Origin of the sequence: Streptomyces poriticola (genome assembly GCF_036689765.1) — a bacterium.
Classification (GTDB): Bacteria; Actinomycetota; Actinomycetes; order Streptomycetales; family Streptomycetaceae; genus Streptomyces; species Streptomyces poriticola.
Genome location: NZ_JBAGKH010000031.1, coordinates 51,080 through 70,970, shown reverse-complemented (window position 1 = coordinate 70,970; position 19,891 = coordinate 51,080). Strand labels below are relative to the sequence as shown.

Annotated in this window: 15 protein-coding genes and 1 riboswitch; of the genes, 13 read left to right on the top strand and 2 right to left on the bottom strand. The window is 74.9% G+C overall.

Annotated elements, in window-relative coordinates:
- Positions 1-195: 195 nt before the first annotated feature.
- Positions 196-268: riboswitch (cobalamin riboswitch) on the top strand.
- 126 nt (positions 269-394) lie between these two features.
- Genes V5O46_RS27170 through cobI form a run of 7 tightly spaced genes read left to right on the top strand, consistent with a single transcriptional unit; the run spans position 395 to position 11,266 of the window.
- Entirely contained in the window at positions 395-1,354 is a 960-nt protein-coding gene (locus V5O46_RS27170) for a cobalamin biosynthesis protein (protein WP_332887348.1), read from the top strand.
- Positions 1,351-2,880 (top strand): cobyric acid synthase, encoded by a 1,530-nt coding sequence (locus tag V5O46_RS27165; protein WP_332887347.1) that lies wholly within the window; start codon positions 1,351-1,353, stop codon positions 2,878-2,880. The genes V5O46_RS27170 and V5O46_RS27165 overlap by 4 nt, the downstream gene beginning before the upstream one ends.
- Positions 2,877-6,530: a cobaltochelatase subunit CobN gene (gene cobN, locus V5O46_RS27160; RefSeq protein ID WP_332887346.1), complete on the top strand. Its 3,654-nt coding sequence runs from the start codon at positions 2,877-2,879 to the stop codon at positions 6,528-6,530. The genes V5O46_RS27165 and cobN overlap by 4 nt, the downstream gene beginning before the upstream one ends.
- Entirely contained in the window at positions 6,527-8,524 is a 1,998-nt protein-coding gene (locus V5O46_RS27155) for a putative cobaltochelatase (RefSeq protein WP_332887345.1), read from the top strand. Before cobN ends, V5O46_RS27155 begins: the two co-directional genes overlap by 4 nt.
- Positions 8,524-9,123 carry a cob(I)yrinic acid a,c-diamide adenosyltransferase gene (gene cobO / locus V5O46_RS27150; RefSeq protein ID WP_332887344.1) on the top strand — a complete coding sequence of 200 codons (600 nt, stop codon included), beginning with the start codon at positions 8,524-8,526 and terminating at the stop codon, positions 9,121-9,123. Before V5O46_RS27155 ends, cobO begins: the two co-directional genes overlap by 1 nt.
- Entirely contained in the window at positions 9,120-10,538 is a 1,419-nt protein-coding gene (locus tag V5O46_RS27145; RefSeq protein WP_332887343.1) for a cobyrinate a,c-diamide synthase, read from the top strand. Before cobO ends, V5O46_RS27145 begins: the two co-directional genes overlap by 4 nt.
- Positions 10,535-11,266: a precorrin-2 C(20)-methyltransferase gene (cobI, locus tag V5O46_RS27140; RefSeq protein ID WP_332887342.1), complete on the top strand. Its 732-nt coding sequence runs from the start codon at positions 10,535-10,537 to the stop codon at positions 11,264-11,266. The genes V5O46_RS27145 and cobI overlap by 4 nt, the downstream gene beginning before the upstream one ends.
- A 116-nt stretch (positions 11,267-11,382) precedes the next feature.
- On the opposite strand, the gene V5O46_RS27135 is transcribed toward cobI, so the two are convergent.
- Complete coding sequence (locus V5O46_RS27135) at positions 11,383-12,147, bottom strand: ZIP family metal transporter (RefSeq protein WP_332887341.1); 765 nt, start codon at positions 12,145-12,147, stop codon at positions 11,383-11,385.
- A 98-nt stretch (positions 12,148-12,245) separates the two neighbouring features.
- Here V5O46_RS27135 and cobM point away from each other — a divergent pair, with 98 nt between their 5' ends.
- The 6 genes from cobM to cobC are packed head-to-tail and all read left to right on the top strand — an operon-like array spanning position 12,246 to position 18,548.
- Complete coding sequence (gene cobM / locus V5O46_RS27130; RefSeq protein WP_332887340.1) at positions 12,246-13,064, top strand: precorrin-4 C(11)-methyltransferase; 819 nt, start codon at positions 12,246-12,248, stop codon at positions 13,062-13,064.
- Positions 13,061-14,293, top strand: a complete 1,233-nt coding sequence (gene cbiE, locus V5O46_RS27125) for a precorrin-6y C5,15-methyltransferase (decarboxylating) subunit CbiE (protein WP_332887339.1) — start codon at positions 13,061-13,063, stop codon at positions 14,291-14,293. Before cobM ends, cbiE begins: the two co-directional genes overlap by 4 nt.
- Positions 14,290-15,987: a precorrin-3B C(17)-methyltransferase gene (gene cobJ, locus V5O46_RS27120; RefSeq protein WP_332887338.1), complete on the top strand. Its 1,698-nt coding sequence runs from the start codon at positions 14,290-14,292 to the stop codon at positions 15,985-15,987. Before cbiE ends, cobJ begins: the two co-directional genes overlap by 4 nt.
- The gene (locus V5O46_RS27115) at positions 15,984-16,571 is read left to right on the top strand and encodes a precorrin-8X methylmutase (protein ID WP_332887337.1); all 588 of its coding nucleotides are present in this window, start codon (positions 15,984-15,986) and stop codon (positions 16,569-16,571) included. Before cobJ ends, V5O46_RS27115 begins: the two co-directional genes overlap by 4 nt.
- Entirely contained in the window at positions 16,568-17,497 is a 930-nt protein-coding gene (locus V5O46_RS27110) for a sirohydrochlorin chelatase (protein ID WP_332887336.1), read from the top strand. The genes V5O46_RS27115 and V5O46_RS27110 overlap by 4 nt, the downstream gene beginning before the upstream one ends.
- A complete protein-coding gene (gene cobC / locus V5O46_RS27105; protein WP_332887335.1) occupies positions 17,487-18,548 on the top strand; it encodes an Rv2231c family pyridoxal phosphate-dependent protein CobC in 1,062 nt (353 codons plus the stop codon). The genes V5O46_RS27110 and cobC overlap by 11 nt, the downstream gene beginning before the upstream one ends.
- Positions 18,549-18,630: 82 nt before the next feature.
- Here cobC and V5O46_RS27100 read toward each other — a convergent pair whose 3' ends face one another.
- Positions 18,631-19,569 carry an SCO1860 family LAETG-anchored protein gene (locus tag V5O46_RS27100; protein ID WP_332887334.1) on the bottom strand — a complete coding sequence of 313 codons (939 nt, stop codon included), beginning with the start codon at positions 19,567-19,569 and terminating at the stop codon, positions 18,631-18,633.
- Positions 19,570-19,891: the final 322 nt, after the last annotated feature.

Genomic DNA, 19,891 nt, shown 5'->3' with positions numbered 1-19,891 from the left:
CCCCCGGCCCCCCCACCCCCCCCCCCCCCCCCCCCCCCGGGGCGCGGGACGGAACCCACCGTCCCGCGCCTCTCTTGCGTGCCCGCGCACACCCTCGGCGTGTGGGGCTCCGCACACTCCCCGTCGCAGGTCAACAGCAAGTTGACGGCTGTTCGGGGGGCGTGGTGGACTTCCCGGGCCAGTACGGCGGCAGGAGAGGAAGCCGGTGCGAATCCGGCGCGGTCCCGCCACTGTCACCGGGGCGTCCACCCCCGGGAGCCAGGAACTCTCACCGCCGGTTTCGTCGAACCAGGGCGCGGACACCCTGAGTGAGGACTTGACGCCATGCGCGGCTGCCGACCGAGGTACCGGTACCCCAGCGATCCCTCGCCCTGCCCCCCGGTCGGCTGAACCGATGCGGGCCGAACGCGTCTTCGCGTACGGCGCCGCCGCCGGCCTGCTCTGCGACCTCCTCCTCGGCGATCCCCGCCGCGGGCATCCGGTCGCCGCGTTCGGCCGGGCCGCCGGTGCCGTGGAGCGGCAGCTGTGGCGCGACCACCGGGGCTGGGGCGCACTGCACACCGCCGTGTGCGCCGGTGGCGCCGTGGCGCTCGGAGCCGTCGCCGCACGTGCCGCCCGGACCTCCCCCGTCGCCTCCGTCGCCCTGACCGGCGCCGCCACCTGGGCCGTCGTGGGCGGGACCTCGCTCGCCCGGGAGGCGCACGCGATCGGGCGGGCCCTGCGCACAGGGGACGTCGGGGGAGCCCGGGCGCGGCTGCCGCATCTGTGCGGCCGGGACCCGCAGGCGCTGGACGCCGACGGGATCGCCCGGGCCGTGGTCGAGTCCGTCGCCGAGAACACCTCCGACGCGGTGGTGGGCGCCCTGGTGTGGGGCGCCGTCGGCGGCGTGCCGGGGCTGCTCGGCTTCCGGGCCGTCAACACCCTCGACGCCATGGTCGGCCACAGGTCCACCCGGTACCGGCGCTTCGGCTGGGCCTCCGCACGTCTCGACGACCTGGCGGGCGGTCCGGGCGCCCGGCTGACCGCCGCACTGGCCGCCGCGGCCGGCGGTGACCCGCGCGGGGCCGTCCGCGCCTGGCGCGCCGACGCCGCGCGGCACCCCAGCCCCAACGCCGGCCCCGTGGAGGCCTCGTTCGCCGGCGCGCTCGGCGTACGGCTGGGCGGCACGCTCTCCTACGGCGGCCGGGTGGAGCACCGGCCCGTGCTCAACGGGGCGGCCGGGCGGGCCGTCCGGGCCGACGACATCGACCGGGCCGTGCGGCTCTCCCGGCGCGTGAGCTGGCTGGCGCTCGGCGTGTGCACGGGCGCGCGGGCGCTGGCGAGCCGGACGGTCGCGAAGGGACGCAGGTCATGAGCGGGCTCAAGGGACCCCTGCACGGCGGTCTCCTCGTCGCCGGCACCACCTCCGACGCCGGCAAGAGCGTAGTCACGGCGGGCATCTGCCGCTGGCTGGCACGGCAGGGCGTCAAGGTCGCGCCCTTCAAGGCGCAGAACATGTCGCTGAACTCCTTCGTCACCCGCGAGGGCGCGGAGATCGGCCGGGCCCAGGCCATGCAGGCCCAGGCGTGCCGGGTGGAGCCGACGGCGCTGATGAACCCGGTGCTGCTCAAGCCGGGCGGCGAACAGAGCAGCCAGGTGGTGCTGCTGGGCAGGCCGGTCGGGGAGTTGAGCGCACGCGGCTACCACGGCGGGCGGCAGCAGAAACTGCTCGGCACGGTGCTCGACTGTCTCGCCGAGCTGCGGGGCACGTATGACGCGGTGATCTGTGAAGGGGCGGGCAGCCCGGCGGAGATCAATCTGCGCCGGACCGACATCGTGAACATGGGGGTCGCCCGGGGTGCCGGGCTGCCCGTGCTGGTCGTCGGCGACATCGACCGGGGCGGTGTCTTCGCCTCCTTCTTCGGGACGGTGGCGCTGCTTGCGCCGCGGGACCAGGAGCTGATCGCCGGGTTCCTGGTCAACAAGTTCCGCGGGGACGTGTCACTGCTGGAGCCGGGCCTGGACATGCTGCACGGGCTGACCGGGCGGCACACGTACGGGGTGCTGCCGTTCCGGCACGGGCTCGGCATCGACGAGGAGGACGGACTGCGGGTGTCGCTGCGCGGCGCGGTCCGGGAGTCGGTGGTCGCCCCGCCGGTCGGCGAGGACGTGCTGCGGGTCGCCGTCTGCGCCGTCCCGCTGATGTCCAACTTCACCGACGTGGACGCGCTGGCCGCCGAACCCGGCGTCGTGGTGCGGTTCGTGGACCGGCCCGAGGAACTGGCGGACGCCGATCTGGTGGTCGTCCCCGGCACCCGGGGAACCGTCCGGGCCCTCGACTGGCTGCGGGAGCGGGGGATCGCCGAGGCCCTGGTCCGGCGGGCCGCCGAGCACCGGCCCGTGCTCGGCATCTGCGGCGGTTTCCAGTTGCTCGGCGAGCACATCGAGGACGACGTGGAGAGCCGCCGGGGCCGGGTCGCCGGGCTCGGGATCCTGCCCGTGCGGGTGCGGTTCGCCCGCGAGAAGACCCTCACCCGGCCGGCCGGCGAGGCCCTCGGCGAGCACGTCGAGGGGTACGAGATCCATCACGGGGTCGCCACCGTCGAGGGAGGGGATCCCTTCCTGGACGGCTGCCGGGTCGGCCAGACCTGGGGCACCCACTGGCACGGCTCGCTGGAGTCGGACGGCTTCCGCCGGGCGTTCCTGCGCGAGGTGGCCGCCGCCGCGGGCCGCCGCTTCGGGCCGGCTCCGGACACCTCCTTCGCCGCGCTGCGCGAGGAGCAGCTCGACCGGCTCGGCGACCTGATCGAACAGCACGCGGACACGGACGCGCTGTGGCGGCTCATCGAGTCGGGCGCGCCGCAAGGACTGCCCTTCATCCCACCGGGAGCGCCTGCATGAGCACTGTGTTGTTGTTGTCGACCGCCGACACCGATCTGCTGGCGGCACGAGCCTCCGGCGCCGCGTACCGGATCGGCAACCCCACTCGGGTGGACGTCCGGGAGGAGCTGCCCGGTCTGGTCGAGGGCGCCGACGTCGCGGTCGTCCGTCTGCTGGGCGGCAAGCGCGCCTGGGAGGACGGGCTCGCCGCGCTGAAGGCGGCCCGAGTCCCGACCGTGCTGCTGGGCGGCGAGGCCGTGCCGGACGCGGAGCTGATGGCCGAGTCGTCGGTGCCGGCCGGTGTCGTGGCGGAGGCGCTGCGCTATCTGGTCGAGGGCGGGCCCGCCAACCTCACGCAGCTCGCCCGGTTCCTGTCCGACACCGTGCTGCTCACCGGCGAGGGCTTCGACGAGCCGCGGAAGATGCCCGAGTACGGCGTCCGCGGGGAGCGCACCCCCGTGGCCGGACGCCCGACGGTCGGCGTGCTCTTCTACCGCGCCCACGAGCTCAGCGGCAACACCGCCTTCGTCGACACCCTGTGCGACGCGATCGAGGCGCGCGGCGCCAACGCCCTGCCCGTGTACTGCGGTTCGCTGCGCGGCGCCGACGCCGGGCTGTACGAGGTCCTCGGCCGCGCGGACGCGCTGGTCGCCACCGTTCTCGCGGCCGGCGGCACGCACGCCTCGCAGGCGTCGGCGGGCGGCGACGACGAGGCCTGGGACATCGGGGCGCTGGCGGACCTGGACGTCCCGGTGCTGCAGGGGCTCTGCCTGACCTCCTCGCGGGCCGCCTGGGAGGAGTCGGACGCCGCCCTGTCCCCCATGGACGCGGCGATGCAGGTGGCCATCCCGGAGTTCGACGGGCGGCTGGTCACCGTGCCGTTCTCCTTCAAGGAGCAGGGCCCGGACGATGTTCCGGTGTACGTCGCCGACCCCGAGCGGGCCGGGCGCGTCGCGGGGATCGCCGTACGGCACGCGGCGCTGAAGCACCGGACGAACGCCGACAAGAGGCTGGCGCTGGTGTTCACGGCGTACCCGACCAAGCACTCCCGGGTCGGCAACGCGGTGGGCCTGGACACCCCCGCGTCGGCGGTGCGGGTGCTGGACGCGCTGCGGGCCGCCGGGTACGCGGTCGACGGGTACCCGGACAACGGCGACGAGCTGATCCACCGGCTCATCGAGGCCGGCGGCCACGACGTGGAATGGCTGACGGAGGACCAGCTGGCCGCCGCGCCGGCGCGGGTGCCGCTCGCCGACTACACCGCCTGGTTCGACAAGCTCGACCCGGAGCTGCGCACGGCGATGACCGAGGCGTGGGGCGAGCCGCCGGGCTCCCTCTACGTCGACGGCGACGACATCGTGCTGGCGTCCCTGCAGTTCGGGAACGTCGTGGTGATGATCCAGCCGCCGCGCGGCTTCGGCGAGAACCCGATCGCGATCTACCACGACCCCGACATGCCGCCGTCCCACCACTACCTGGCGGCCTACCGCTGGCTGGAGAACAGCTTCGGCGCCGACGCGATCGTGCACATGGGCAAGCACGGCACGATGGAGTGGCTGCCGGGCAAGGGGCTGGGGCTCGGTGCGGGGTGCGCGCCGGACGCGGTCCTCGGGGACCTGCCGCTCGTCTATCCCTTCATCGTCAACGACCCCGGCGAGGGCACCCAGGCCAAGCGGCGCGGGCACGCCACCGTGGTCGACCACCTGGTGCCCCCGATGGCCCGGGCCGACACCTACGGCGACCTCGCCAGGCTGGAGCAGCTCCTGGACGAGTACGCGCTCGTGTCGGACCTCGACCCGGCCAAGGCCCCGGCGGTGCGGGCGCAGATCTGGACGCTGGTCAAGGCGGCCGAGCTCCACCACGACCTGCACGTGGACGCACAGCCGGACGACGAAGCGTTCGACGAGTTCGTCATGCACATCGACGGCTACCTGTGCGAGATCAAGGACGTGCAGATCAGGGATGGGCTGCACATCCTCGGTGGCGGCCCGGTGGGCGAGCCGCGCGTGAATCTCGTCCTCGCCGTGCTGCGCGCCTCGCAGGTGTGGGGTGGGAAGGCCGACGCGCTGCCGGGGCTCAGGGCGTCGCTGGCCGCGCACTTCGGGCTGGTGGAGAAGGAGTTGCTGGCCGAACCGGGCGCCCCGGTGAAGGTGCCGGCCGAGCTGTCCGACCTGGTCGGGGGGCCCTCCCGGACCGCCGCCGACGCGATCGACCTGCTGGAGCAGCTCTGCCGGCGGATCGCGGAGGGGATGGAGTCCCGGGACTGGGACGCGGGCGCGGTCCCGGGGCTGATCCGGGAGGTGCTCCGCGCGGAGCTGCCCGAAGCCGTCGCGGTGCTGGAGTTCGCGTGCACCGAGGTCGTACCGCGGCTGGCCCGGACCACGGACGAGATCGGGCACATCCTGCGGGCGCTGGACGGCGGATACGTCCCGGCGGGGCCGTCGGGCTCCCCGACGCGCGGCCTGGTCAACGTGCTGCCGACCGGCCGGAACTTCTACTCCGTCGATCCCAAGGCGATTCCGTCCCGGCTGAGCTGGGAGGTGGGCCAGTCGCTGGCGGACTCGCTGGTGCAGCGGTATCTGCAGGACACCGGCGAGTACCCGAAGTCCGTCGGCCTGACGGTCTGGGGCACCTCGGCCATGCGTACCCAGGGCGACGACATCGCCGAGATCCTGGCGCTGCTGGGGTGCCGTCCGGTGTGGGACGACGCGTCGCGCCGGGTGACGGGGTTCGAGGTCGTCGGGCTGGAGGAGCTGGGGCGTCCGCGCATCGATGTGACGGTGCGGATCTCGGGCTTCTTCCGGGACGCGTTCCCGCATGTCGTCGGGTTGATCGACGACGCGGTGCGGGCGGTGGCGGAGCTGGACGAGCCGGCCGAGTCCAACTACGTCCGCGCCCACGCCGAAGAGGACACCGCCGAGCACGGCGACCGGCGCCGGGCCACCGCACGGATCTTCGGCTCCAAGCCGGGCGCGTACGGGGCGGGTCTGCTGCCGCTGATCGACGCGCGGAACTGGCGCAGCGACGCCGACCTGGCCGAGGTGTACGCCGTCTGGGGCGGCTACGCCTACGGCCGCGGGCTGGACGGGCGGGCGGCACGCGGCGACATGGAGACGGCGTTCCGGCGGATCGCGGTGGCGGCGAAGAACGTCGATACTCGTGAGCATGACATTCACGACGCGGACGACTACTTCCAGTATCACGGCGGAATGGTCGCCATGGTGCGGCACCTGACCGGAGCCAGCCCCGAGGCGTACGTGGGTGATTCGGCCGTACCTGATCAGGTGCGGACCCGCACGCTGGGCGAGGAGACGCACCGAGTGTTCCGCGCCCGGGTCGTGAATCCCAGGTGGATGAGCGCCATGAGGAGGCACGGGTACAAGGGAGCCTTCGAGATGGCGGCGACGGTGGACTACCTCTTCGGGTACGACGCCACGGCCGGCGTCGTCGACGACTGGATGTACGAGAAGCTCAGCGCGGAGTACGTCTTCGACGCGGAGAACCGGGACTTCATGAAGAAGTCCAATCCGTGGGCGCTGCGCGGCATCACGGAACGCCTGCTGGAGGCCGCCGACCGCGGCCTGTGGGCGGAGCCGGACGCCGAGACGCTGGAGCGGCTGCGCGCCACCTATCTGGAGCTGGAGGGCGACTTGGAGGGTGACGACAAGTGACCACCCCGTTTCCGTTCACCGCTGTCGTCGGGCAGGACGACCTGCGGCTCGCACTGCTGCTGAACGCCGTGTCCCCCGCCGTCGGCGGAGTTCTGGTGCGCGGCGAGAAGGGGACCGCCAAGTCCACGGCCGTACGCGCCCTGTCGGGGCTGCTGCCGGAGGTGGCTGCCGTGCCCGGGTGCCGTTTCTCCTGCGATCCGGGGGCGCCGGACCCGGGGTGTCCGGACGGCCCGCACGAGCCGGGTGCGGGCACCGCGCGGCCCGCGCGGATGGTCGAACTGCCCGTCGGTGCCTCCGAGGACCGGCTGGTCGGCGCGCTGGACATCGAGCGGGCGCTCGCGGAGGGCGTGAAGGCGTTCGAGCCGGGGCTGCTCGCCGACGCGCACCGCGGGATCCTCTACGTCGACGAGGTCAACCTCCTCCACGACCACCTGGTCGACCTGCTGCTGGACGCGGCGGCCATGGGCGCGTCGTACGTGGAGCGGGAGGGTGTCTCGGTGCGGCACGCCGCCCGGTTCCTGCTGGTCGGCACCATGAACCCGGAGGAAGGCGAGCTGAGGCCGCAGCTGCTCGACCGGTTCGGGCTGACGGTGGAGGTCGCCGCCTCCCGGGAGCCGGACCAGCGGGTGGAGGTCGTGCGGCGGCGCCTCGCCTACGACGCTGATCCGGACGGTTTCGCCGCCCGCTGGGCGCACGAGGAGACCGCCGTACGGGCGCGGATCGTGACGGCGCGGGAACTGCTGCCGCAGGTGCGGCTGGGCGACCCGGCGCTGCGGCAGATCGCGGCGACCTGTGCCGCCTTCGAGGTGGACGGTATGCGCGCCGACATCGTGATGGCACGGACCGCCACCGCGCTGGCCGCGTGGGCCGGGCGGACCGAGGTGCTCGCCGAGGACGTGCGGCAGGCGGCGCTGCTGGCGCTCCCGCACCGGCGGCGGCGCAACCCGTTCGACGCTCCGGGGCTGGACGAGGACAAGCTGGACGAGACGCTGCGGGAGTTCGGCGACCAGGGCCAGAGCGACGACGATCCGGACCCCGACGGTCCCGGCGGCGGAGGCGGGCAGCCGCCCGCCGAGGGGCCGCAGGGCGGTGACGACGCGGGCTCCGCCGCTCCCGAGGCCGGAGACGGTGGGGAGCCGCAGCCCGCCGGGGCCGGCGCGGGCGAGCAGTCGGCCGTACGGGCCGCCGAGCCGTTCCGGACGAAGGTGCTGAGCGTGCCCGGCATCGGTACGGGTGCCGCCGGGCGGCGTTCGCGGGCGCGGACCGAGCACGGGCGGACCACGGGGGCCCGGCGTCCGCGTGGCGCGCTCACCAAGCTGCATCTGGCCGCGACCGTGCAGGCCGCCGCCCCGCACCAGCGGGCGCGCGGGCGCAGGGGGCCGGGGCTGGTGGTGCGGCGGGACGATCTGCGGCAGGCGAACCGTCTGGGGCGCGAGTCCAATCTCGTGCTCTTCGTGGTGGACGCCTCCGGGTCGATGGCCGCCCGGCAGCGGATGGGTGCCGTCAAGGGGGCCGTGCTGTCGCTGCTGCTGGACGCGTACCAGCGCCGGGACAAGGTGGGGCTGGTGACCTTCCGCGGGTCGGCGGGCGAGGTCGTGCTGCCGCCGACGTCGTCGGTGGACGCGGCGGCGGCGCGGCTGGGATCGCTGCCCACGGGCGGGCGGACCCCGCTGGCCGCCGGGCTGCTCAGGGCGCACGAGGTGCTGCGGGTGGAGCGGCTGCGGGATCCCGCACGGCGGGCACTGGTCGTGGTCGTGACGGACGGACGGGCCACCGGTGGTCCGGAGCCGGTCGCGGCGGCGGGGCGGGCGGCGCGGCTGTTCGCGGCCGAGGGGGTCGCGTCCGTGGTCGTGGACTGCGAGTCGGGGCCGGTGCGGCTGGGGCTCGCCGGGCAGCTCGCGGGTGAGCTGGGGGGTACCGCCGTGACGTTGGACGAGCTGCGGGCGGACTCCATCGCCGGGCTGGTCAAGGACGTGCAGAGGAGGGTCGCGTAATGCCGAAGGGTCAGCCGAGTGTCGTGCCCGAGGACGGGATGACGACCCGGCAGCGGCGCAATCGTCCGCTGGTCGTGGTGCACACGGGCATCGGCAAGGGCAAGTCGACCGCCGCCTTCGGGCTGGCGCTGCGGGCCTGGAACCAGGGGTGGCCGATCGGGGTGTTCCAGTTCGTCAAGTCGGCGAAGTGGAAGGTCGGCGAGGAGCGGGCGCTGCGGGTGCTCGGCGACTCCGGTGAGGGCGGGAGCGTCGCCTGGCACAAGATGGGCGAGGGCTGGTCCTGGGTGCAGCGCGACGCGCAGACGGACAACGAGGAGAAGGCCCGCGAGGGCTGGGAGCAGGTCAAGCGGGACCTGGCCGCCGAGACGTACCGGCTGTACGTGCTGGACGAGTTCGCCTACCCGATGCACTGGGGGTGGGTGGACACCGACGAGGTGGTCGCGGTGCTGCGGGACCGGCCCGGTACCCAGCATGTGGTGATCACCGGGCGGAACGCGCCGGAGCCGCTCGTCGGCCTCGCGGATCTGGTCACCGACATGTCCAAGGTGAAGCATCCGATGGACGCCGGGCAGAAGGGGCAGCGGGGTATCGAGTGGTGAACCCGTCCCCCGCCCTCTCCTCCTCGTCGTCGTCCGTACCCCGGCTGGTCGTCGCCGCGCCCGCGTCGGGCTGCGGCAAGACCACCGTCGCCACGGGACTGATGGCCGCGCTCGCCGCGCGGGGGCTTGCCGTGTCCCCGCACAAGGTCGGTCCGGACTACATCGACCCGGGGTACCACGCGCTCGCCACCGGGCGGGTGGGGCGCAATCTCGACGCGTACCTGTGCGGGCCGGAGCTGGTGGCCCCGCTGTTCCGGCACGGGGCGCGCGGGTGCGACATCGCCGTCGTCGAGGGTGTGATGGGGCTGTACGACGGGGCATCGGGGGAGGGTGAACTGGCGTCCACCGCCCATGTCGCCAAGCTGCTGCGGGCGCCGGTGGTGCTCGTCGTCGACGCGTCGTCGCAGGCGCGGTCGGTGGCGGCGCTGGTGCACGGGTTCGTCTCCTGGGATCCGCAGGTGCGGGTCGGGGGCGTGATCCTGAACAGGGTCGGGTCGGACCGGCACGAGGCGTTGCTGCGGGAGGCGGTGGAGTCGGTCGGGGTGCCGGTGGTGGGGGTGCTGCGGCGGGCCGCGGAGGTGGAGACGCCGTCGCGGCATCTCGGGCTGGTGCCCGTTGCCGAGCGGCGGGGCGCGGCGGTGGATGCGGTGGCGGCGATGGGGGCGCTGGTCGGGGCGGGGTGTGACCTGGAGGCGCTGGTCGCACTGGCGCGGGGGGCCGGTGCGGTGCCGGGGGCGGAGTGGGACGCGGCCGAGGTCCTGGATTCTGTGCCGGGGGGTTCTGCGGCCGAGGGTCGTCCGCGATCCGCGGACACGCCCGTCGTCGCCGTTGCGGGCGGGAGTGCCTTCACCTTCTCCTACGCGGAACACGCCGAGCTGCTGGCAGCCGCCGGGGCCGAGGTCGTCCCCTTCGATCCGCTGCGGGACGAGGGGCTGCCCGAGGGGACGGGCGGTGTGGTGATCGGCGGGGGCTTCCCCGAGGTGTACGCCGCCGAGCTGTCGGCGAACGAGCCGCTGCGCAGGGCCGTCCGCGAGTTCGCGCTGGCCGGTGCTCCGGTCGCCGCCGAGTGTGCCGGGCTGCTGTATCTGTGCCGGGAGCTGGACGGGCTGCCGATGTGCGGCGTGCTGGAGGCCGGGGCGCGGATGTCGGAGCGGCTCACCCTCGGGTACCGCGACGCCGTGGCGGTGGCCGACAGTGCGCTGGCCGCGGCGGGGACGCGGATACGGGGTCACGAGTTCCACCGGACGGCCGTGGAACCTGGGGCCGGTCCCGCGCCCGCGTGGGGTGTGCGGGCGCCCGAGCGGCGCGTCGAGGGTTTTGTGCAGCGGGGTGTGCACGCGAGCTATCTGCACACGCACTGGGCGGCCGAGCCCGGTGTCGCCCGTCGGTTCGTCGAGAGGTGCCGGACGTCATGAGCAGCAGGCTGATCGGTGTCGGGGTGGGTCCCGGGGACCCCGAGCTGGTGACCGTCAAGGGCGTCAACGCCCTGCGCGCCGCCGACGTGGTCGTCGTGCCGGTGATGGACACCGGGGAGCGGGGGCGGGCCGAGGCGACGGTGCTGCACTACGTGCCCGCGGAGAAGGTGGTCCGCGTGGTGTTCGCGCTGAACGAGCGCAGTGACCGGGCGCGGCGCGAGGCGGCCTGGGACGCCGCCGGTGAGCGGGTGGCGGAGCTGCTGCGGGCGCACGGCAGTGTCGCGTTCGCGACCATCGGCGACCCCAATGTGTACTCGACGTTCACGTATCTGGCGCAGACCGTCGCCCGGTCGGTGCCGGACACGGTCGTGGAGACCGTGCCGGGGGTGACCGCCATGCAGGATCTGGCCGCGCGGTCCGGGGCGGTGCTGACCGAGGGGACCGAACCGCTGACGCTGGTGCCGGTCACCGCGGGGGCCGCGGTGCTCAAGGACGCGCTGAGCGGGCCGGGCACGGTCGTCGCGTACAAGTTCGGCCGGCAGGCGGCCGAGGTCGCCGAGGCGCTGCGGGAGACCGGGCGGCTGGAGGGCGCCGTGTGGGGTTCCGCGCTCGGCCTGCCGGAGGAGTCGATCCGCCCGGCGGCGGAGCTGGACGCCGGTCCGCTGCCGTACCTGTCGACGCTCATCGCGCCCGCGCGGCGGGACGGCGGACGGGGCGGCAAGCTGTGAGCCGGCCCGGGCCCCGGGGGGTCCGTGAGGCGTCGGCGGGGCGTGAGCCGCTGGCGGTGCGCGGACCGTGCACGGTGCGCACGGTGCGCACCGCGTGGTCGGTGTGTGTTCCGTGGTCAGTGTGCGGCGCTCACGACCAGCCAGATGAACAGCACCCCGGCGATGGTGCACAGCAGCGTGGAGCGGGCCGGGTGCGCGTGGTGGGCCTCGGGCAGGATCCCGGCGGCGGCGAGATGGAGCAGCGCGCCGCCGAACAGGCCCAGATAGCCGCCGAGCAGGGGCTCCGGGAGGGTGAACAGCGATGTCGAGGCGGCGCCCGCCACCGGGGCCACCGCGCCCGCGCCCAGCATCACCAGCGCGCGGCGGCGGGCGTTGCCGTAGACGCGGGTGAGTGTGTACGTGTTGAAGCCGTCGGCGAAGTCGTGTGCGATCACGGCGACCGCGACGGCGGCGCCCATCTCGGCGCCGATCTGGAAGGCGGCGCCGATGGCCACGCCGTCCATCGCGCTGTGCCCGACCATCGCCGCGGCGGCCGCGAGGCCCACCTCGGGAGTGCGGACGGCCTCGGGGGCGCGGCCCGCGCCCGGGACGCGGGCGCCGCTCTCCTCCGCGCCGTGGGCGGCCTGCCGGTGGGCGAGCAGACGTTCCACCAGATGGGCGAGGAGGAAACCCGCGACGAAGAGCAGCAGTGCCACCGGTACGCCGTGGAACTCGGCGCCGACCGCCGCCAGGGACTCCGGAAGGAGTTCCAGGCCGACCACGCCGAGCATCAGCCCGCCGGCCAGACCCAGCACCAGATGGCGGCGGTCGGTCACGCGGTGTGCCGTCCAGCCGCCGGCGAGCGTCATCAGGAACGCGCCGAGCGCGACGAAGACCGCCATGTGCCCTTCGTAGCGGATCGGCGCCGGTCCGCCGGGCACCGGCTCGCGCACTCCTGACCACCGCTCACCACCCCACCCGCACGAGAGGACCGATCCACATGGCCGACACACCCGCCGGCAAGGTGACCTTCGTCGGTGCCGGTCCCGGCGCCGCCGATCTGCTGACGTTCCGTGCCGCACGCGCCATCGCCGAGGCCGGTGTGGTGATCTGGGCGGCGAGCCTGGTACAGGCGGAGGTCCTCCGGCACGCCCGGGAGGACGCGGAGATCCTGGACTCGGCGGCCATGTCGCTGGAGGACGTGGTGGCCGTCTACCACCGCGCCCGCGACGAGGGACTGCAGGTCGCACGCATCCACTCCGGGGACCCGGCGCTGTGGGGCGGTACGCAGGAGCAGCTCGACCGGTGCGCGGAGATCGGGCTCGCCACCGAGGTGGTGCCCGGGGTCTCCGCCTTCTCGGCGGTCGCGGCGGTGGCGCAGCGGGAGCTGACCATCCCCGAGGTCGCGCAGTCGGTGGTGCTCACCCGGCTGGGCGGCGGCAAGACGCCGATGCCGCCCGGGGAGGAGGTCCGCGAGTTCGCCCGGCACGGCACGACGATGGCGGTGTTCCTGTCGGCGGCGCGCAGCGGGCAGCTGGTGCGGGAGCTGCTGGAGGGCGGCTATCCGACGTCGACGCCGGTCGTGGTCGCGTACCAGGCCACCTGGCCGGAGGAGCTGATCGTGAGGTGCACGATCGGCACGCTCGAGGAGACGGTCAAGGAGCACAAGCTGTGGAAGCACACGCTGTTCCTGGTCGGACCGGCCCTGGACGCGCACGGCACCCGCTCGCACCTGTACCACCCGGGCCACTTCCACGGGTACCGCAGGGCGGACCCCCGGGCCCGCCGGGCGCTGCGGGAACGCGGGGCGAGCACATGATCACCGTGGTGGGTGCGGGCACGGGCGGCACGGTGCCCGAGGACCTGCTCGCCGGTGCCGGGCTGGTGGTGGGCGGCCGGCGGCATCTGGACGCCGTGCGGCTGCCGGACGGGGCGGAGCGGGTGGTGCTCGGGCCGCTGGCGCCCGCGCTCGACGCCGTCGAGGAGTACCTGGCGAAGGAACGGCCGGTGGTGGTGCTGGCCTCCGGGGACCCCGGGTTCTTCGGGATCGTGCGGGTGCTGGCCGAGCGGTTCGGGCCGGAGCGGCTGCAGGTGCGGCCGGGCGTGTCGTCCGTCGCCGCGGCGTTCGCGCGGGCCGGGCTGCCCTGGGACGACGCGGTGGTGGCCAGCGCGCACGGGCGGGATCTGCGCACGGCGGTGAACCTGTGCCGGTCGTATCCCAAGGTCGCCGTGCTGACCGGGCCGGGGGCGGGGCCGGCGGAACTGGGGGCGGCGCTCGGGGCGCACCCCCGGGTACTGGTCGTGGCGTCCGCGCTGGGCGCCGCGGACGAGCGGGTGGAGCGGGTGACGCCCGCCGAGGCCGCCGCCCGGGACTGGGGGCCCGCGGTGAGCGTGGTGCTGTGTCTGGACGGGACACGGGCGCCGGGCCCGGCGCGCGCGGTGGCGGGGCCGTCGGCGCGGCCGGCCGGATGGGCGCTGGACGAGGCCGAGTTCGGTCACCGCGACTCGATGATCACCAAGTTCGAGGTGCGGGCGCTGGCGCTGGCCCGGCTCGGGCCCCGGCCCGGCGACCTGGTCTGGGACGTCGGCGCGGGCTCGGGCTCGGTGGCCGTGGAGTGCGCACGGCTCGGCGCCGCCGTCACCGCCGTGGAGAAGACTCCCGACGGAGTGGAGCGGATCCGCGCCAACGCCGCCGCGCACGGCGTCGATGTGCAGGTGGTGCACGGCGACGCGCCGGCGGTGCTGTCCGGGCTCGACGAGCCGGACGCGGTGTTCGTCGGCGGCGGGGGGCGAGACCTGCCCGCCGTCGTGGCGGCGTGTGCGCGGCGCGCACGGCGGGCGGTGGTGGTGGCGCTGGCCGCCCTGGACCGGGTGCCCGCGGCGCGCGAGGCGCTGACCGGTGCCGGGTGGGAGTGCGAAGGGGTGCTGCTGCAGTCGTCCCGGCTGGCGCAGCTGCCGGGTGAGGTGACCCGGCTCGCCGCCACCAATCCTGTTTTCCTGCTGTGGGGCGTGAGGCCTCACACCCGTACCGAAGGAGTTGCCGGGTGATCGGCCTGATTTCCGCCACGGCGGCGGGGGCGGTGGCGCGGGACCGGCTGGCCGCGGCATGGCCGGACCGCACGCGCGTGTACGAGGGTTCCGTGGCGGACGCCGTGAGGACCGCGTTCGGCGAGTGTGAGCGGCTGGTGTGCTTCCTGGCCACGGGGGCCGTGGTCCGGCTGGTGGCGCCGCTGCTGGCGGACAAGCGGACCGATCCGGGCGTGGTGTGCGTCGACGAGGCCGGGCGGTTCGCCGTGGCGCTGCTCGGCGGGCACGGCGGCGGGGCCAACGAGCTGGCCCGCGAGGTGGGTGCGGTCCTGGGTGCCGAGCCGGTGGTCACCACGGCGACCGACGCGGCCGGGCTGCCCGGGCTGGACACCCTCGGGCTGCCCGTGGAGGGCGATGTCGCTGCCGTGTCGCGGGCGCTGCTGGACGGGGTGCCGGTGGCGCTCGCGGCGGAGGTGGCCTGGCCGCTGCCGCCGCTGCCGCTGGCCGCGGAGGGCGCGTACACCGTCCGGTTGACGGACCGTCTGGTCGAGCCCGCCGAGCGGGAGGTGGTGCTGCGCCCGCCGTCGCTGGTGATCGGTGTCGGTGCCTCCCGGGGCGCCCCGGCCGAGGAGGTGCTCGGGCTGGTCGAGGCCGCCCTGCGGGACGCCGGTCTGGCCGCCGCGTCGGTCGCCGCGCTGGCCACCGTGGACGCCAAGGCGGACGAGCCGGGCGTGGTCGCGGCGGCAGGGCGGCTCGGCGTGCCGCTGGTGACGCACCCGGCCGGGGAACTGGCGCGGATCGCGGTGCCCAACCCGTCCGACGCACCGCTGGCCGCGGTCGGCACCCCGTCCGTCGCCGAGGCGGCGGCGCTGGCCGGCGGGGGCGAACTCCTGGTGCCGAAGCGCAGATCGGAGCGTGCGGACGGCGGGCCCGCGAGGGTGACCTGTGCCGTGGTGCGGCGGCCGGGGCGCGGGCGGCTGGCGGTGGTGGGGCTCGGCCCGGGCGCCCGGGACCTGCTGACGCCGCGGGCCGCGGCGGAGCTGCGCCGGGCGTCGGTGCTGGTCGGCCTGGACCAGTACGTCGACCAGATCCGGGACCTGCTGCGGCCGGGCACCCGGGTGATCGAGTCGGGGCTCGGCGCCGAGGAGGAACGTGCCCGCACCGCCGTCGAGGAGGCCCGGCGCGGGCACGCGGTGGCGTTGGTCGGCAGCGGGGACGCGGGGGTGTACGCCATGGCGTCACCCGCGCTCGCCGAGGCCTCCGACGACATCGACGTGGTCGGGGTGCCGGGGGTGACGGCGGCGCTGGCCGCCGGGGCGGTGCTGGGGGCACCGCTCGGCCACGACCATGTCTCCATCAGCCTGTCCGACCTGCACACACCGTGGGAGGTCATCGAGCGGCGGGTGCGGGCGGCGGCCGAGGCCGACATCGTGGTGACGTTCTACAACCCGCGCAGCCGGGGCCGCGACTGGCAGCTGCCCGAGGCGCTGGCGGTCCTCGCCGGGCACCGGGAGCCGTCGACGCCCGTCGGTGTGGTGCGCAACGCCTCCCGCGCCGACGAGTCCAGCAGGCTGACCACGCTGTCGGAACTCGACCCGGCGACGGTCGACATGATGACGGTCGTGACGGTCGGCAACACCGCCACCCGGGAGATCGCCGGGCGGATGGTGACGCCGCGCGGCTACCGCTGGCAGCACCGGGAGGAGCCGAAGTGAACCGGGTCGTGCACCCCATCGAGCAGGAGTCCTTCCGGCGGCTGCGCGCCCGCCTCGACACCTCGCACCTCCCCCCGTTGACCCGGGCCGTCGTGGAGCGGGTCATCCACTCCGCGGCCGACCTGGAGTACGCCGACGACCTGGTCATGGACGAGGGCGAGCTGGTGCGGGCGCATGCCGCGCTGCACGCCGGGGCGCCCGTCGTCGTGGACGTGGAGATGGTCGCGGCCGGGATCACCCGGCGCGAGACCGTCTGCCGGCTGGGGGAGGCCGGGTCCGGCCCCGGGCTGACCCGTTCGGCGCACGCGGTACGGCTGGCGTACGAGCGGGTCGGGCCCGGCGCGCTGTGGGTGATCGGCTGTGCGCCGACCGCGCTGGAGGAGCTGCTGACCCTGGCCGCCGATCCGGCGCTCGTCATCGGGCTGCCGGTCGGTTTCGTCGGAGCCGCCGAGTCCAAGGCCGCGCTGCGCGAGAGCGGCCTGCCCGCCGTGAGCAACGTGTCCGAGAAGGGCGGGTCGGCGGTGGCCGCCGCCGCGCTCAACGCCCTGCTGTACCACCCCGTGACCTCTGAGGAGAAACCGTGACCACTCCGCCCGCCCTGCTCATCGCCGGCCACGGCACCCGGGACGAGGCCGGAGCCGAGGCGTTCCGCGACTTCGTGCGGGAGCTGGGCCGCCGCCACCCCGAGCTGCCCGTCGCGGGCGGCTTCATCGAGCTGTCCCCGCCGCCGCTGGGCGAGGCGGTCACCGGACTGGTGGAGCGGGGGGTGCGCCGGTTCGCCGCGGTGCCGCTGATGCTGGTGTCCGCCGGGCACGCCAAGGGCGACATCCCGGCGGCGCTGGCCCGGGAGAAGGAGCGCCACCCGGGGATCTCGTACGCCTACGGGCGCCCGCTGGGCCCGCACCCGTCGCTGCTGAGCGTGCTGGAGCGGCGGCTGGAGGAGGCGGTCGACCCCTCCTGGGAGCGTTCCGAGGTGACGGTGCTGCTGGTGGGGCGGGGCTCCACGGACCCGGACGCCAACGCCGAGGTGCACAAGGCGGCGCGGCTGCTGTGGGAGGGGCGCGGCTTCGCCGGGGTGGAGACGGCTTTCGTGTCGCTGGCGCGGCCGGACGTGCCCGGCGGGCTGGACCGGTGCGCGCGGCTGGGGGCGCGCAGGATCGTCGTACTCCCCTACTTCCTGTTCACCGGGATCCTTCCGGACCGGGTGCGGCGGCAGACGGAGGAGTGGGCTGCCGCGCACCCGGGGACGGAGGTGCGGTCGGCGGACGTCATCGGGCCGGAGCCGGAGCTGCTGGACCTGGTGTGGGAGCGGTACGAGGAGGCGGTCAGGGGCGATCTGCGGATGAACTGCGACTCGTGCGTGTACCGGATCGCGCTGCCGGGCTTCGAGGACAAGGTGGGGCTGCCGCAGCAGCCGCACTTCCACCCCGACGACGACGGCCACCACCATCACGGGCACGGGCACGGGCACGGGCACCAGCACGGCCATGTGCACTCCCATGCGCACTGACGACGGGGAGAGCGGGCCCGACCTCGGGCACCACGGGGACGCCGAGATCCGCGACGACGGCGCGGCACTGGTCGACCTGGCGGTGAACGTCCGTGCGGACACGCCCCCGGCATGGCTGCGCGAGCGCATCGCCGCCTCGCTGGGCGCGCTCGCGGCCTACCCGGACGGGCGGGCCGCGCGGGCTGCGGTTGCGGCGCGGCACGGGCTGCCGGTGCAGCGGGTGCTGCTGACGGCGGGTGCGGCGGAGGCCTTCGTGCTGCTGGCACGGGCGCTGAAGGTCCGTCGACCGGTCGTCGTACACCCGCAGTTCACCGAGCCGGAGGCGGCGCTGCGGGACGCGGGGCACACCGTGGACCGGGTGCTGCTGCGGCCGGAGGACGGCTTCCGGCTCGATCCGGCGGCGGTTCCCGAGGACGCGGACCTGGTGGTGGTCGGCAACCCGACGAACCCGACGTCGGTCCTGCACCCGGCCGGCACCGTCGCCGGGCTCGCCCGCCCCGGGCGGACGCTGGTGGTGGACGAGGCGTTCATGGACGCGGTGCCCGGCGAGCGGGAGGCCCTGGCCGGGCGGACCGACGTGCCGGGGCTGGTCGTGCTGCGCAGTCTGACGAAGACCTGGGGGCTGGCCGGGCTGCGCATCGGCTACGTCCTGGCCGCTGCGCAGACCGTCGCCGAACTGGAGCGCGCCCAGCCCCTGTGGCCGGTGTCCACACCCGCGCTGGCCGCCGCGGAGGCGTGCGTCGCGCCGCGCGCCCTGGCGGAGGCGGCCCACGCGGCCCACCGCATCGCGGCCGACCGCGCCCACCTGACGGCGGGCCTCGCGGCCGTGCCGGGGGTGCGGGTGGTGGAACCGGCCGAGGGCCCCTTCGTCCTCGTACGGCTGCCGGGAGCCGCCGCCGTCCGCCGGCACCTGCGTGACCTGGGGTACGCGGTCCGGCGGGGGGACACCTTCCCCGGGCTGGGCGAGGAATGGCTCCGGCTGGCGGTACGGGACCGGGTGACGACCGACGGGTTCCTCTCGGCCCTGAGGGGGGTGGTGGAGCGGACCTGAGGGCGCGGGGCTGCTGCTCGATGTGCTGCTCCGCCGCGCGGGCGCGAGGCCCCACCACCCCGCAGGCGCGCCACCGCGGACGTCACCCCCTGCGCCGGGCGACCGCCACCGCTCCCCCGCCGACCGCCAACAGGGCCACCGCACCACCCGCGACGTACGGCGTCATCGCGCTGCCGCCGGTCTCCGCAAGGTCCGCCTCGGCCTTGGCGCCCTGGGGCCTCACCTCGCCCGCGGGCTCGGCAGCTGCCGCCCCTGCCGCCTCCGGCGTACGCTCCGGCTCCGGCGGATTCTCGGAGGCCGGCGCGGCAGGCGCCTCGCATGTGGCCCTGGCCAGCGTCACCACCCCCGCCACCTCCGCCACGTTGAGCTCCAGCGGGTTCACGGACACCTCGAGTTCCAGCGCGGTCGCGGCGGCCGTACGGGACGTGGTCTCCCGCTCGGACAGATCCAGCGTCACGTCACCGACGCCGGGCACCTTCACCGACGTCGTACCACCGGCGGTCAGCGTCACCCGCTTCCCGAGGACCGTGACCGCCCCCAGCACATCGGACTCGGCCACCGGTTCCTCCCCGGCCGCGCAGACCGCCTTCGACGTGACTTCCTCGACCTCGATCAGGGACAGCAGCGGCAGGCCGGGTACCTGAACACGCGCGTCGACAAGCCGGGTACTCGCCTCGGCACTGCCGTCGGAGACGGTCGCCCGGGCCGAGGCCACCTCCGCGCGCAGGACGCTGAACGGCTTTCCGCCGTCGACGCCGTCGAGCGTCGCGGTCAGCGCGGTCTTCTCGGCGCTCTGCGGCGCCCGGACCTCGTTCAGGGTGACCGTGAGCGGGACGTTCACGGTCCTGTTGAGCAGGCTCACGTCGAGCCCGGTGCGCAGCACGACGGCGCTCGCCGTGCCGTCGTCGGTCGCGTGTGCGGAGCCGGCGCCGGCCAGAGCCGCGGGACCGGCGGCGAGGACAGTGGCCGCCGCGACGACGGCGAAACGGCGTGCGGGCATACGGAAGTTGGTGCCGTTCACGGTGTGGGACCCCCATACGAGACATGCTTCGGGACCCGGTAAGAATTACGTACGGAGAGTGAATGGGCGGCAATCCCGCGGCGCTTCACCCGAACGTGGGGTTTTCGTCAGCAGATTCGATTCTTCCGGCACCGGTGTTCCACATCTTCACGGGGACATCAGATTTCATTCGAGCGCACGAGGTGACACTCCGGCGCAAGCGCTTGGTGTACAACGACACTCGGCCTCACTCGTCACGTTCTGTCAAGTCCGGAATCCACCACCCCTTTGATGTGTCATTGGCACTTCTGGCCGTCGGGCTGACGGCGTCTGTGTGCGGAGC

Coding starts and splice junctions, on each gene's coding strand:
- V5O46_RS27170 (WP_332887348.1), top strand. CDS start 395: ATGCGGGCCGAACGCGTCTTCGCGTACGGCGCCGCCGCCGGCCTGCTC.
- V5O46_RS27165 (WP_332887347.1), top strand. CDS start 1,351: ATGAGCGGGCTCAAGGGACCCCTGCACGGCGGTCTCCTCGTCGCCGGC.
- cobN (WP_332887346.1), top strand. CDS start 2,877: ATGAGCACTGTGTTGTTGTTGTCGACCGCCGACACCGATCTGCTGGCG.
- cobO (WP_332887344.1), top strand. CDS start 8,524: ATGCCGAAGGGTCAGCCGAGTGTCGTGCCCGAGGACGGGATGACGACC.
- cobI (WP_332887342.1), top strand. CDS start 10,535: ATGAGCAGCAGGCTGATCGGTGTCGGGGTGGGTCCCGGGGACCCCGAG.
- V5O46_RS27135 (WP_332887341.1), bottom strand. CDS start 12,147: ATGGCGGTCTTCGTCGCGCTCGGCGCGTTCCTGATGACGCTCGCCGGC.
- cobM (WP_332887340.1), top strand. CDS start 12,246: ATGGCCGACACACCCGCCGGCAAGGTGACCTTCGTCGGTGCCGGTCCC.
- cbiE (WP_332887339.1), top strand. CDS start 13,061: ATGATCACCGTGGTGGGTGCGGGCACGGGCGGCACGGTGCCCGAGGAC.
- cobC (WP_332887335.1), top strand. CDS start 17,487: ATGCGCACTGACGACGGGGAGAGCGGGCCCGACCTCGGGCACCACGGG.